We start from the raw sequence: 13,820 nt of genomic DNA on the forward strand, positions 1-13,820 counted from the left end.
ATCGCACTTTCGGGTAGTGGCTCTACTGATGGCACAGGTTATAGAGTCGTATAAAGTACCAGCGCGCTCCGAGATGGTTCCTGGGGCACTTGGAGAATGTGAGTGTCTTACGAACGAATCGGGCACATCGTTGACGTAAGGTGAGCCCGACGCGCTCGATGTGTGCCGTGCGGCCCGTGTCCTGGCCCACGGCCCGGTGCCGGACCCGTGGGATCGCTTGGCGGTACGAGGCGAGGACGTCGGTGCATACGGTGACCCGGGTCCGGTACCCACGGGGCAATGCGGCCCAGAGCCGTTGAGCTGTTGCGGCGGACCAGTCGCCGACGACCATTGCCCGCACCCGCCGTGTGCCGGCATCCCGGGCCACCCAGACCCCATGCACGTCGCCCTTGGAACCGACGGAGCTCCCCATCTCGTCGGCTTCGATCACTACGGCCCCGGCCTTTTGGGGGACGGTCCGGGGTGGTGTGGAGCGCCCTCTCGGTACACCGCGTTGACGAACCCTTGGACCCAGGACCGGGACCGACCGGTGATCCGGGCGATGGCCCGGACCCCGACCCGCTCGCCCAGCAACCGGCGCACCCGCGCCCGGTCCGATTCGCCCACCGGACCCTTCTTCGGGGCGGCCACGAACCGCCGATGGCACCCCGGGCACCGGAACACCGGGGTACCCGACGCATTGGACCCGTTCCGCACCACGTGGTCCCCCGAGCACCGGGGGCAGGGTGGGATCGGCGGCGGATTCGGTACCGATGTGTTCATCGAGTCAGAATAGACCTATGACACTGTTCAAGCCACTACCGTAACTGGGTGGCGGGAAGAAGAAAACGTGAGTCCGACTCGCCTGCATCGAAGAACCGATTCCCCGCAGAGCCACGCCTCGAACCGGGCAAGGCGTGGCCACTTAAAAGGCAACTGGTTTGGTTGCCAATCACAGGCGCGCCAGGAGTTCCTTGACCTTCCGCTCGATCAGGTCGCGGACTTCGCGGTATTGATCGGGCGGCATCTCCTTCGGGTCGGGGATCTGCCACTCCTCCCGCCGCTGCGCCCGGACCAGCGGGCATTCGTCCCCGCACCCCATCGTGACCGCCACCTCGACCTCCTGGCCGTTGAACTGGTCGAGCGACTTCGATGTATGCGTCGCCAGGTCGTAGCCGACCTCCTTCATGTACTCGACGGCTCGGGGGTTCACCCGTCCGGAAGGCCGTGAGCCGGAACTCGCCGCCTCGACCCCCTGGCCGGCGTGCATCCGCGCGAACGCCTCGGCCATCTGGCTCCGGTTCGAGTTCTCGACGCAGACGAACAGGACGAGCTTCGTCGGACTCATGCGACCACTCTCCGAGTGAGGGTTCCGGGGACTCAACAACAACCGGGTGTCGTGCAGCAGGCCGTTTCTCCCGCGCCGACGCCACAGCGATCCTGGGCCAAGCACGCCGTGTGCTTGGTGCCAAGGTGTAGCAGAACGCCGGACGGCGTGACCTCGGCATCTGCCACCGGGAACTGCGACACCGCCCCGTTCTCGTACTCGACCTCGACCGGCAGATCGGTGGCCTTCAGCAGCGGGGCGGCGAGCCGCATGATGTGGGCCAGTTTCGTCGTGTCGAGCCGGTGGTCAGTGTCGTCGGCCACCCACACCTGCAACACGCACGCCGTCGCAGAGCGGGTCGTGCCGCCGCAGTCGATGAAGTCCTTGTGGACCCGCCCGACCTCGGTGACGTGGTAGTGCGCGGGGACGAACGAGCCGTCCGGCAACATCAGGTGCAGTGCCGCCGCCGGGTTCTCATTCAGAGCGCGGACGAAGTCGTCGAGAATCATGATCGGCTCCATCAAAGATACGGTTCATTCCTTCGCGCCATCGGGCCGGCAACACTCGCCGGGGCCGTGGATCGCGCCGCAGACGACCACCCCGGCCAGCGCCCCGGCCACGGGTGCGGTCAGGTACAGCCAGAGGTGATCGAGCCGCCCGGCGACGACGGCCGGGGCGAGCGACCGGGCCGGGTTCATCGACGCCCCCGACACCGGCCCGGCGAACATCGCCTCCAAAGCGATGACCGCCCCGACCGCCACACCAGCCAGGATGCCCTTCTCCTTCGATCCGGTGGATACGCTCAGGATCACGACCATGAGCATCAGGGTCAGCACGAACTCCATCACCCAGGACTGGAGGGCGGTGCCGGCGGGCAGGGTCGCCCCGAGCGACGGGTGCGCCGGGAACATGGCCCGCAATACGAGGCTGGCGAGGACGGCCCCGGCGCACTGGGCGAGGATGTACGGCACCACCCGCGGCCACTCGAAGCGGCGGGCGGCGAAGAAGCCGAGCGTGACGGCGGGGTTCAGGTGGCAGCCGGACACGTCGCCGACCGTGTAGATCATCGCCAGCACGACCATGCCGAATGTGAGGGCCACCCCGACGTGGGTGACGACCCCGCCGTGGAGGTCGTTGACGACGACCGCGCCGGTCCCGGCGAACACCAGACAGAAGGTACCGAACGCCTCGGCGACGAGCTTACGCATCGGTTCCGTCCCCGCAGCACCGGGCCGCCCGGTCGGTCAGCGGGGCGCGGTCCCCGGCCTCCTCCATCAGGCACCAGCCCTGTTCGAGCAGCCCCTGGACGCAGCGATCCACCAGCCGGTAGTGGATGCTGTTCCCGTCGCGGCGGGACGCCAGGATGCCCAAGTCGGAAAGTCGCTGGAGTTGGTTCGACACGGCCTGGGCCTTCATGCCGAGCGAAGTGGCGAGGTCGGTGACGCACAGTTCGTCGGCCCGCACCAGGGCGTGCAGGAGCCTTAACCGGGTGTCGTTTGCCAGCACCTTGAAGACCGCCGCCAAGCCCCCGGCCTGGATAGGCGACATGAGCGAGCGCTCCTTCAGCGGGGGCTGTTCGCAGCAGTCGTTCACGGGACGTTTCGGTCGGTTCATGGGCATTACCTCCGCTTCACAATTACACTACCAAGTGTAATTGTGAAGTCAACAGAGACATCCGCCTCTGCTGCGACGACTTGAGGTGGCGAGTTCGTGATGGAGCAGGGCGAGGTGCTATCGAGGCTGGTCGAGGTGGCCGAGTTTCGGACGGGGAGGAGGCAGAGGGCCATTTCTCCGTCGGCCACATCCGCCCGGAAGGAGCGGCCCATTACCCTTTTCAAGCCCCAGACCACCCCGTTTTGGCGGCATTCAACGGCAAAGGCGACCTGTCACCTCGGTGACAGGTCGCCTTTGAAAACCGACGTGAAATGCTGCAATTTAAGGCTTTTATAGAAGCGGGAGTGTATGGAAATCGAATCCACTGAACCCTCTATTCAAGGGTCCCACAGGTTTTGAAGACCTGGGCCGACACCAGTCGTGCAAACACTCCCGAAGCGGACGCGCCCATTGTAAGGGGCGTGGGGCGCTGGGGAAGACGGGCTTCGCGGAGTTTCGGCGCGGGCGAACCTTTACCGCGCGAACGAAACAAGAGCGGTCATTGAAAGCCCCTCGAAGTCCTCAGTTCCACTCCCTCCGGCCGAAACCGTCACCGCCAAACGGACGAACCGAGGGGCGAAAAGGGAAGGGAGATCGACGAAGAGAACCTTGAGAGGGCGGGTACGAAAAAACGAAACGGACCGAGCGCCGCCGGCCCATTTCTCAACGGACTTTATGATAGATGGGGCACCGAATCGGTCGATCGCGAGCACGTCAGCTAAGCGGGCGTGGTACCGGTCACCGACAGCCAGTGCGGAATCGACCGCGCGGAGCGCGCATTGCCCTCCAACACCCACTCCGTGCCGACCAATTGGAACCCGTGGTCCGGGTACATCGACCGGCACGGCTGGTTGTGAGCGGTTTCGTGGAACGCCCCACGGATCACTGCCGCCCCGTTCGCGGGGGTGATCCGAACGGTGTCAATTATCGCGTTGAGCATCGCCGTCTCAAAGGCGTATCCGAACACGCGACAACTGAGGACGAAGATCGGGATTCGCGCCGCCGCGTCCAACTCCACGACGGCCACGCAAACCAGGCCCATAGCGCCGAAATTGTCCGCCCCCTCTGCGACCAGGACTTTCGCCCGCGGCGAACTGCCCCAACCTTCGATCTCGCGGAAGCTCGTCCGACTGCCGGCGAGGTTGAACTGGTTCGTTCGGTTGACGAGCTCGACGACGCGCTTGTAATCCGCCCGCCCCGCTTCGCGTATCGTCACCCTCAGACCGAGCTTGGCGAACATGGCGCCCGGGTCGACGTCCGGCACCGTCGTGGAAAGGAACTGCTCGCGCAGGTCCTTCTCGCGGTACTGCTGGGTCCGATCGAGTTCCTCCTGCTCCGCCAGGAGATCGGCCCAGAGCTCTAACAGGCGCCAGGTGCGATCCGAGGTCGCGTCCATACCGAGGATCTCGGGCATCGAATCCGCCACGAGCGCGAGCTGGTCGGCGCGGTCGTCAATGAACACGTAGTCCTTGAACTTGAGGTTCAGGGCCGCTCGGATGCGGTCCATGTTCGTGGCCTTGTGGTCCCAGTTGATCTGCTGGTTCACGAAGTCCCCTTCCGACAGGACCGCGCCGCGCCAGTGGACCCTGGCGGCGTCGTTCTTCGAGTTGACGGCGAGCACCACGCCCTTCTCGCGGAGCCGCTTCAGGAGCCGCTGCCGGTCGGCGTAGTGCTCCACCGCGCCCTCCCCGATCTCCCCCCGCCAGAGCGTGTTGTCCAGATCGCACACCACGAGCTTGCGGCCGAACAGGTGGGCGCGAACGAAGAGGAAATCGCGGTACGCGCGCGCGAGGTGCTTGCCGAGCACCGCGGGGTGCTGGAGGTCCGAGTTGTAGAACAGGCGGCCCAGTTCGACGTCCCCGTGTTGCGCCAGGATCGGTTCCTCGTCCAGGATGAAGAGGTGCGGGAACGTGGCCGCGTTCCGTGCGGCGACGTAAGCCTGTAGCCGCGTGTTCACGATCCGTCGCGCGCCGCGCCGCACGCGCCTCGTTAGGAGCCCCTTCACCCGATCGAGCGCGCCGCCCTCGTGCCGCCGAACGCCGGCCGAGTTGTGGACGACGATCGGGCACTCGAAGAGCGCGCTCAGGTCGTTGAGGTCGGATTCGGTCTGCTTGGCCGCGTCCTCCGCGATCCGCCGGACTTCCTCGGCCGGAGTCAGGGCCCGCCGCCACTGGCTGAGGCTGCCGTACTCGGCGCAAAATTCGTAGGTGTAAGGGCTGAAGAACACGATGTCGAACGTCCGCGTTGCGACCGCGCGCAGCTCCTCGCGCCGCTTGAACGGGTTCTTCGACGTGACGAACGTGGCGTCGACGGTGACCCCGTCTTCGGCCGCGGGCGCCGTCAGGAACGCAACGACGTCAAGGTGAACGCAGTCCCCGACGAACAAGACGCTCAGGTGCCGGGCGGCCCGGGCCGTCACCACGGCGCGGATGTCCGCAAGGGTCGCGTCGAGGAGCGCGAGCGCGGGCGCGTCGACCAGGTTGGCCAGGCCCGACCGGAGCGCCGCGGCGTCGGCGTCGAGGACGCGGCCCGTGAGCGCCGCCCGGGCGTCGGGTGCCAGGCGCGCGTCGTACAACTGCTTCCGCTTTTCGCCGATGTAGAGGTACTTGTAATCCACGCTCCCGGTCTCGAAGTAGAGCTTCAGGTAGTCGACGAACACGAGTAACTCGCGCCGGACGAACGCCTCAATTTCGCCCTCACCTCCCGCCACCGAACCGGCGAACTTGTCCCAACCGTCGAACAGTTGCGGCACCAGCGACCGGGCGAGCGGCTCCTTCCGTTTGCCGAGAGCTGTTGCCAGCGCCCGCGCCGCCTGGCGCGCACCGGCCCCCGATGCAGCCGGCTCCGGTAAGCCCGTCATAATCGCTCCTCGTCTCTAAAAACCGCCCGCCCGACCGAGCATGGCGTGCGGCTCCACGCGGTTCCGTGGGGCCGGGGTATCGTGTTGATGATCTTACGTGTGGCGGCGGGCAGGAGGAAGCACCGCGAGGGGCAAAGAGCCGATACCACGGGCCTAAACTGGACACGGTGCGCACGAGCCACGTGCCGCAATAGGGGCACCAGAACGGCCGCGGCACTCGAAGCGACCCGTCCACGTTGGCGCAGGTCGTAGCGTTGGAGCGGCGCGTGGCCGCGTGGCGGCACCACCGGGAGCCCGTCGACCGCCCCTCCTCGGTCTTGATCCGCGGCTCTGCGCTCGGTCTGCTTTCTGGCGCGGCCCCGCGCGGAACGGTTTCGACCCGGGGCGAGCCGCCCGCGCAGAAAAAACTTGTCCTCCCGCCGCGCCGGGCGGACATTACATCACATCAGGGACGATTCCCCCACCGACGAAGGGTCACGGATGGCCGCACTCCTCCCCCTCCTCCGACGCGCCGGGCGCGCCGAAGTTCCCGTTCCCGACGCCGAGTTGCTCGACCGGTTCGGCCGCGCGCGCGACGAGTCCGCGTTCACCGAACTGGTCCGGCGCCACGGCCCGGTCGTCTATCGCATCTGCCGGCGCTTGGTGGGCACCGCCGGCGCCGACGATGCGTTCCAGGCCACGTTCCTGGTTCTCGCCACGCGGTTCAGCGCAGCGCGGGCGTCCGGCGCGCTGGGCGGGTGGCTCGCGGGCGTGGCCGGTCGGGTCGCGCGCCAGATGCGCCGCGGGACCGGGCGCCGGGCGCGTCACGAATCGGCCGCGGCGCGCGGGCCTTCCACGGAAGGAGAAGAACGGTCCGTGGACCTCGCGGACCAGTTCCGGGTGCTCGACGAGGAACTGACGCGCCTCCCGGACGCTCTGCGCGGGCCGGTGGTGCTGTGCCTGCTTCAAGGCCATACACAGGAACAAGCCGCCGCCGAGTTGGGGCGGGACGCCCGCACCCTGCGCCGGCGCCTGGAGCGCGCAAAGCGCGTGCTGCGCGAGCGCCTGGAGCGCCGCGGAGTGGTGCCCGCGGTGGCCGCCGCGCTGGTGGCCGGGATGGGCGAAGTGGCCGCGGTGGTTCCGCACGAACTGGGTTCGCGTACCGTGGCACTCGTGTTCGATTTCCTGACCGGGGGGTGCGCGGCGTCTGCCACGGCCCCGGTCGCCCTCGCGAAAGGATTAGCGATGACGATGTTCGCACGGAAGCTCATGTTGGGCGCGGTCGCGGCGACGCTCGGGCTGGTCGGCCTCGGGGCGGTGATGGCCGACGGCGGACCGCCCGCCCCGGCACCGGCCACACTACTCGCAGTCGCGCCGCCTGCGAAGGAGCCCGCGCCGCTCGTGATGGCCGCGCCCACGCAATCGGACTTCGGTTGGGATCGCCAAGTGGCTGTGACAAAGAAGGCGCTGGCCTTGCTAAGGGCCGACCCGAAGACCGAGCCGTCGGTTCTGATCCAGGCGGTGTGCGTCCGCGTGCCGACCGGGTTCTGTGACCGGGTCGGGTTGATAAACGAGAGCGCTCAGGGGGCGGGGTACGATGTCCACGCGCTCACCCCGCGCGAGACGCGAATGTTCACCGCGCTGCTCCGCGCGGAACCGAACCGCGAAGTGCTGACCCGACCCCAGATGCTCATTGCGGATAAGAAGACCGGTTCCTGTCAGATTAACCAGAATCTGGACATGGTGACCGAGGTGCGGACCACAACCGAGGGCCAGAACAAGGTCTACACGGCGAAGACGGTACCGATCGAGAGGGGATTTAAGATGCAGGTCACCCCGGCGATTGTCCCCAACGGGTTCGTACACCTGCAGATCGAAGCGCGGTACACCGACTTGGTGAACGGGGTGCCGGCACAGGTTGTCAACGAGGAATCGATCAAATCCTCGGCGCTCCTCCCGGACAGTGGAACGCTCGTGATCCGTAGCGTGGTCCGGGCGGCCACCCCGCAGAAGGTGGCGACGGCCGCGTTCCCGTTTCCTCTTACGGAAATTCGCGAGAACAACCCGTCGCACGAACTGCTGTGGGTACTGACGTCCCACGTCGTCCGCGTGCCCGAAAAGGGGAAGGGACCGCAGCCGGCCCCGACGACACCCGCACCGGTCGCACTCCCTCCGGCCGCGCCGATTCTGGTCGAGCCGCCGGCGCGCCAGTGAGTGTATGGGTGCCACGGACCGTGGTCCGCGGCTCACGCCGCGGGCGCGGTTCGCGGGCGCCGGCGCGCGTAAAATAGGCCCATGAACCCGCCCGTGGCGGCGAGCACGAGGCCCGAGGGGGCGGGCGTCGCGGTGACCGAATCTGCGTGGACGAAGCGCACGTCGTCGATCGCGATGAAGTCGGGTCCGCCCGGGGTGCCGTTCAGGTTAAAGGTGATGCTCGTGATGGACTTGCCGGCGTCGGTGAAGCCGACGAACGCGATCCCGCCGTCGGCGGCCGTCAACCCGGGGATGTCCACGGTTTGGCTCGACCCGTCGTTGAAAGTGATCGTCTCGCCGGAGAACTGGATGCCGGAGATGTAAGCGCCGAACGCTTGCACCCCTGTGCCGAACGTGACCGTCACGGTCCCGCCCTGCGTGTACAGGAACCGCGCCCCGCCCGCAGTGGTGTTGTACCCGTAGATCGCGTCCGGCGTGCCCGTGGGGGCGTCGAGGATCGACGGTGGACCGCTCGTTCCGCCCGCGCCGGTGATGGTCACCCCGGGGGCCGCGTTCAGGCTCGCGAAGGCGCCCAGGGGAGCGGATTCAAAATCGATCACGGAGACCGCCCCCAGCGCCCCGGCAGCGGCATCGAACGCCGCCGCCGCCGCGTCCGAGTTGGGCCGCGGGGAACCCGAGCTGGCCCCCGCGTCGGACCCCGAGTAGATGATGAAGCCGGCCCGCGCGGTCGGGGCCTGGGCGAACAGGAGCAGGGTCAGGGCCGCAAAGAATCGTCTCGAAAGGGGCACGGGCGTTCCTCGGCGCGGGGGTCGAACGGTCGGGGCCGGCGCGATGCTACCGCACGCGCGCCCTACTTTCACCTGCAATTTTCCAAATAAATTCCGATGTTCTTTATTCAGAATTTTTCATGGCGTATTTGTCGTCTCATTGTCGCTAGTCGACGCGCCGGGTGTCGCGCGTTCTTTAGTCGCCACCGGGGGTTCACCGGCGAGCGGATCGGGAAGCCGGCTAACATTTGCTAACATTTTGGACCCGGGGCCGACCCCGCCGATCGAGAAACGCGCCAACTGCTGGCATTTCAGGATTTTTTGGCACAGTGCCCTCCGAATCACCCGCGCCCGCCGCTAACAATCACCAACAGCTCTGTGATTCCGGGTGGGCATTCGGCTAACATTTCGTCTCGGCACCCGTGCATGTCCCGCGCGCACCGCCTCATCGGACACTCGGCACACACTTGAATTGATAAATTGTATACTACTGAACGTAAAAATACAAACAGTTTCTTCCCCGCGGTTGTTTCCCCGGGTGCGCCCGCGCCACCAACCCCAACCGGCAGGTCAAAGGCGGGATGGTGGGCCTTTTGTAGTAGGGTGGGTCCAGGCTCGGCGCAGGCCCACCACACCCGCTTGCGCGCGAACGCAACCCCCGCGCCCTAACCCCAACCGGCAGGTCAAAGGCGGGATGGTGGGCCTGCGCCAAGCCTGGACCCACCCTACATAAAACTACATAAAACCATTTCCCGCGCAACCAATGCCGGTACCCCGAAGGGGTTACACTCCCCAGCCCAGGGTCGGCCGCAACGCGGGCGCACCCTGGGAACCCCGTGCGCACCCGCGCCACCAACAACACCGGGCGCGTCACCCGTTGCCGAACAAATAGCTCACCGGCACCGCCACCACCGGATAAGCGGTGCGTTCCGAATCAGCCGGCGGTGTCAGGTGCAGCGCCGGGTTCGACCGGCCGTTGTCGGTATTGTGGGTCCGAGTCATTTCTTCGGCTCGATCCGACGAAGAACGTAAACCGTCACGCCGTCCTTCGACTCGAAGTTCGTTGGTCGGTCCCCGGACGAACTCGCCACGCGGATACGATCCCCATCGATCTCATAGATACCGTTGAAGCCGCTCAGTTTGAACTCCTTCGGACACTTGTCGGGGTCGAGAGTCAATTCCCACGACGTGAACCGCCCGCCCTCCTCGGGGTAGGCGATCTGCACGTTCAGCGTGTGGTCAATCGTCCAAGTGGACGTGCCCCACATTTCCCCTTCCTTACCGGGAACCACAGCTTCCCACGTGCCAACAAACACTTCAGCGTCGGATCGCATGGTTTTCACTCCGGGACAGCGCATTGTACCGCGGTCCGGTGTGGCGCCGGGTTCGGCGCGACGGTGCGCGGCGCCGCACCGTCACCCCAACCGTGACTATTTTGTGACGGGGTAACACGGGGCGATGTTGACCGCACCTTCTCCGGACGTTGCGATCGCGCCGTACACCTTAACCGTCTGGCCGACCTGATATTTCTCGACGACGTTTGTGTCACTGTATCGGCACTCGATAACCGTCTTGCTATCACCTGTCAGTTCAATGTACTTCACCTTCAAGCCGGGGTACGGTTTGATTGCCGAGATCTTTCCACTAACAACCAGTGTCTTCCGATCGTATTTCGCCACCGCCTTCTCCCGATCGGCCGTGAATTCCTTTGTCAGTGCTTCGGAGGAGACGCGGATCAGCGTTTCCGGTCCCTTTTCCAGCACCTCTTCGGACAAAAACTCTCCGAACTTTCCGATCTTCCCTTTGATACGAACCGTCTGACCGCGCCCGAATTGAGCAAAGAATTCGGGGTCGCTGCTCAGGCACATGACGTCCGGGCTACCGAATTTGACGGCCGGGTCCGGGGTTTCCACACTGACGTAGGAGTTCTTACCTTCGAACCCCTGAGCGGCACTCGCGACCACGCCGGTCAGCTCCACGGTCTTCCCCTGGTACTTTTCTCGCGCCGCTTTTGCGTCCTTCCGCAATTCCTTGGCGAACTCACCGGCCGGGAGTTTGAAGTCTGCCGCGCTCGACGGAGCGGTCACGGGTGGCGCGGGCGGGGTCGGTTGTCCCGGCGCCGGTGGCGGTGCGGGTGCCGGTGCATCTGATGTGGTCGTGGAGCTACCCTTACCCCCGCACCCCGCCGAAGCCCCTATCAGGGCCGCCGCCAATACTAAGACAGAAGCCGATCGCATCTTGCCCTCTCCTTGAAATTATCGAACGGCGGGACACTTCTACCTGCGCTGCCGAACGAATCGTCTCACCGACCCGGCCGCGACTCCAGCGTGCGACAACGACAAGGCGGTGAGCAACGGGAATCGGATCGTGCGGTCGCGCCCGGCCCAGCGCCGGATTCGGCCTTATGCTACTCCTTCCCGAGCACCAGGTCCACGACCCAGCACCCGCGCACGTGCGGCGCGCCCGCGTCGCGGCAGTGATCGAGCACGTCGGCGCTGTCGCAGCCCGCGTCTTGAAGCGCGTCGGCCAGGATCGGCATCGCACCGAACTCCCGCGATTCGTACATCTGCCCCGCGAGCGCGATGGCAGTGGACGTGCGCCACGATGGGGAGAAGGACACGGAGCGGAACGGGAAGATGCAGCGAATCAACCCGCACTCGGCCGCCCATCCGGACCGGCGGCGGACGTTCTCGATCGTGACCGTCACCCCTTCCATCGCGTCGTCGGCCAGGTTCGCCAGAACCCGCACGGCGGGGAGCTTGTCCTTGATCGCCTTCCGAACGGCCTTTCGCGCCGCCAGGAACTCCCCCCGAGTTGCCGCCCCGTCCGCGTACCGCTCGACCGCGTCGAGCACCTCACCGACCAGCGGCGGGGCGCCCGCGGGGACCGCCCGCCGAACGCACGCGGCGGCCAACAGCCGGAGCCGGCGGGCGGCCGTCTTCATCCGGTGGTAATCGATCATCTCCCGCGGGTCTTTACACGCCAGCCATTCCGCTTCGGTCACGGTTCACTCCTTCCCGAGCACCAGGTCCACGACCCAGCACCCGCGCACGTGCGGCCCCGGCCCGCGACAGTGCGCCAGCACATCGGCGCTGTCACAGCCCGCGTCTTGAAGCGCGTCGGCCAGAATCGGCATCGCGCCGAACTCGCGCGACTCGTACATATGGGAGGCGAGCGCCACAACGGTGGAGGTGCGCCACTCCGGAGAGAAAGCGACGGGGTCGAATGGATTGCCGAAGACGTCTCTCAAAAGTGAGGCTTGAATCGCATACTCGTTCTTGACCGCTTCAGCCCACCTCGGATTTATGGTAGCTCCTGGACCGCCGATGATTTTTGGGACGTTAATCAGGGTTGGTGCGGAAGCCGCACGCGCCGCCGTGTCGTATGCCGCGGTGAACGAGTTGGCGAAGAGTGCCGTATTGAGGGAAGGAAAGAACGGTTTGGCGGCGAGGAGCGACTCCGTGACACGTCGGCGGTCCACGTTTGTCGCCAACCCGTCCGCGAGTTGCTCTGCCACCTTAAGGGCCGCGGCACCGTGCTGGCTTCCAAGGACATCAGTCACTCGGCGGCAGCACGCGCACGCGAATAGTCGGAATTTCCGGTTGCTCTCTTTACCTTTCAGGAGCATCAGCATTAGCCTCGAATCTTCACACGTCAGCCATTCCGCTTCGGTCATCGGTCGCCCTCCCGCTCCCAGCACGACCAGTCCCGCACCGGCCGCAAGTGCGTTACGGAATGTGTGACACGAATTCGCTCCCGATTTCGATTGGTACCTCACAAAGGAATCAATCGCACTCAGTAGGGGGCTCAGCCGTGGTCCAATCAACTCTCCCGCCCGTTGCTACGAAGCCGACCGCCACCACCCCCCGCGCGGGTGCCGGGAACCCAGCCCCCTACGTGCTACTGTGTAAATGGTGCGGTCGGAGCGCTCCCCTCACGAGCGCCGACTTGGTCCGCTACATCCGGGAGGGTTGGGCGCACTGTTGTTCCTTCCCGATGTCGTGCTCCACGCCCGACGCCGAGAAGTCCGGCCCCCACCAGGAGCCGGCGAATCGACCGCACTCCGCGGGGCGCCTGCTCGCCTTCGCCTGGCCCACGGCGTGAGCGGCCCCGGGTTCGCGCTTGTGCCCGATCCCCGGCCCGCGAGAACTTCCGCTGACCGGGCTGGAGAGTACGACGGGGTCAAAACCAAAACTCGCCCCTCACATGTAGCACTCGTCCTCGGTGCTCGGGGGCGCGGGGCGGGTCTTCTTCGCGCGCTTGCCGGGGGCCGGCGGGTCGAACAGGCGCTCGACCCCGCCCCGCAGGTCCATCATGAACCCGCGCACCAGCGGCGCGCACAGCGCGGGCAGCCCGAACTGCTCCTTGAGGTCCGCCGCCAGCGCTTTCGCGTCCGGGGTGTCGTACCACGCGACCAGCTCCTTCGCCAGTTCCAGCGCGTGCCCGTGGTGGGCGCGGTGCTCGGCGGCCGCGTCCGGGTTCGCCGGGTCCGCGTAGTAGTCCACGTTCAGGAACGCCCGGTACGCGCCGCAGTCCGCGTGCTCGACGATGTACACGTCGGTCACCTCGCCCTTCGTGAGCGTCAGCACCAGCTTCAGGTGGTCGTAGAGCGCCTGCTTCCAGGTCGAGAAATCGATCGGCACGCAGGTGTGCTCGGCGCGCTGGGCACACTTCGGGTGGTAGACCGGCGCGGTCTTGTTCAGCCCGATCGCGCACCCGGCGAACGTGAGGTGGTAGTACCGGTTCGTCAGGTTGTCGTGGTCCAGGAACCGCACGAGGTCGTCGAGCAGCCGGCAATCTACGCAACTGATGACGAGCGCGTACTTGCGCGGCGCGAGGTAGCAGTGCGCGTACTTGCGGGAGAGTCCGGGTGAGGTCGGCATACGCACGGGTCCGTTCAGGTGGAAGTGGGGTGGCCCACCAGATTACCCGCCCGGGCGCGCGGAGTGTGAACATTTGCGGAACCGGCGCGGGAAGATGTTCCCTTTCGCCCCGCGGAACGCATACTTTCACTACCGCTCCTCTCGCTGCCAAGAGGTTT

At 66.2% G+C, this 13,820-nt stretch carries 15 protein-coding genes and 1 tRNA gene; 1 reads left to right on the forward strand and 15 read right to left on the reverse strand.

Annotation, left to right across the window (positions count from 1 at the left end):
* Positions 1-22: 22 nt before the first annotated feature.
* From J8F10_RS40800 to J8F10_RS13020, 8 genes are all read right to left on the reverse strand, one after another.
* Positions 23-412: an IS1 family transposase gene (locus tag J8F10_RS40800; RefSeq protein ID WP_390891140.1), complete on the reverse strand. Its 390-nt coding sequence runs from the start codon at positions 410-412 to the stop codon at positions 23-25.
* 17 nt (positions 413-429) lie between these two features.
* Positions 430-762, reverse strand: a complete 333-nt coding sequence (locus J8F10_RS12990) for an IS1/IS1595 family N-terminal zinc-binding domain-containing protein (RefSeq protein ID WP_246523242.1) — start codon at positions 760-762, stop codon at positions 430-432.
* Positions 763-931: 169 nt separating this feature from the next.
* On the reverse strand, positions 932-1,327 hold the full coding sequence (locus tag J8F10_RS12995) for an arsenate reductase ArsC (RefSeq protein WP_210654226.1): 396 nt from the start codon (positions 1,325-1,327) through the stop codon (positions 932-934).
* 32 nt (positions 1,328-1,359) lie between these two features.
* Positions 1,360-1,815: a DUF6428 family protein gene (locus J8F10_RS13000; protein WP_210654227.1), complete on the reverse strand. Its 456-nt coding sequence runs from the start codon at positions 1,813-1,815 to the stop codon at positions 1,360-1,362.
* Positions 1,816-1,839: 24 nt separating this feature from the next.
* Complete coding sequence (locus J8F10_RS13005; RefSeq protein ID WP_210654228.1) at positions 1,840-2,514, reverse strand: aquaporin; 675 nt, start codon at positions 2,512-2,514, stop codon at positions 1,840-1,842.
* Positions 2,507-2,920, reverse strand: coding sequence for an ArsR/SmtB family transcription factor (locus J8F10_RS13010; protein ID WP_210654229.1), 414 nt, complete (start codon positions 2,918-2,920; stop codon positions 2,507-2,509). The genes J8F10_RS13005 and J8F10_RS13010 overlap by 8 nt, the downstream gene beginning before the upstream one ends.
* Before the next feature lie 338 nt (positions 2,921-3,258).
* A tRNA-Sec gene (locus J8F10_RS13015) sits at positions 3,259-3,354 on the reverse strand.
* A gap of 323 nt (positions 3,355-3,677) precedes the next feature.
* Positions 3,678-5,819: an HAD-IIIC family phosphatase gene (locus J8F10_RS13020; RefSeq protein ID WP_210654230.1), complete on the reverse strand. Its 2,142-nt coding sequence runs from the start codon at positions 5,817-5,819 to the stop codon at positions 3,678-3,680.
* Positions 5,820-6,299: 480 nt separating this feature from the next.
* On the opposite strand from J8F10_RS13020, the gene J8F10_RS13025 reads away from it, so the two are divergent.
* Complete coding sequence (locus tag J8F10_RS13025; protein ID WP_210654231.1) at positions 6,300-8,012, forward strand: sigma-70 family RNA polymerase sigma factor; 1,713 nt, start codon at positions 6,300-6,302, stop codon at positions 8,010-8,012.
* Positions 8,013-8,044: 32 nt separating this feature from the next.
* Here J8F10_RS13025 and J8F10_RS13030 read toward each other — a convergent pair whose 3' ends face one another.
* From J8F10_RS13030 to J8F10_RS13055, 7 genes are all read right to left on the reverse strand, one after another.
* On the reverse strand, positions 8,045-8,800 hold the full coding sequence (locus J8F10_RS13030) for a hypothetical protein (protein ID WP_210654232.1): 756 nt from the start codon (positions 8,798-8,800) through the stop codon (positions 8,045-8,047).
* An 849-nt stretch (positions 8,801-9,649) separates the two neighbouring features.
* Complete coding sequence (locus J8F10_RS39855) at positions 9,650-9,781, reverse strand: hypothetical protein (protein ID WP_261363056.1); 132 nt, start codon at positions 9,779-9,781, stop codon at positions 9,650-9,652.
* Entirely contained in the window at positions 9,778-10,113 is a 336-nt protein-coding gene (locus J8F10_RS13035) for a hypothetical protein (protein ID WP_210654233.1), read from the reverse strand. Before J8F10_RS13035 ends, J8F10_RS39855 begins: the two co-directional genes overlap by 4 nt.
* A 96-nt stretch (positions 10,114-10,209) precedes the next feature.
* Positions 10,210-10,866, reverse strand: coding sequence for an OB-fold protein (locus tag J8F10_RS13040; protein ID WP_210654234.1), 657 nt, complete (start codon positions 10,864-10,866; stop codon positions 10,210-10,212).
* 320 nt (positions 10,867-11,186) lie between these two features.
* Positions 11,187-11,783 carry a hypothetical protein gene (locus J8F10_RS38785; protein ID WP_315854109.1) on the reverse strand — a complete coding sequence of 199 codons (597 nt, stop codon included), beginning with the start codon at positions 11,781-11,783 and terminating at the stop codon, positions 11,187-11,189.
* Positions 11,784-11,786: 3 nt separating this feature from the next.
* Positions 11,787-12,455: a hypothetical protein gene (locus tag J8F10_RS38790; protein WP_246523245.1), complete on the reverse strand. Its 669-nt coding sequence runs from the start codon at positions 12,453-12,455 to the stop codon at positions 11,787-11,789.
* Positions 12,456-12,981: 526 nt separating this feature from the next.
* Positions 12,982-13,662 (reverse strand): hypothetical protein, encoded by a 681-nt coding sequence (locus tag J8F10_RS13055; RefSeq protein ID WP_210654235.1) that lies wholly within the window; start codon positions 13,660-13,662, stop codon positions 12,982-12,984.
* Positions 13,663-13,820: the final 158 nt, after the last annotated feature.

Source organism: Gemmata palustris (assembly GCF_017939745.1).
GTDB classification, from domain to species: domain Bacteria; phylum Planctomycetota; class Planctomycetia; order Gemmatales; family Gemmataceae; genus Gemmata; species Gemmata palustris.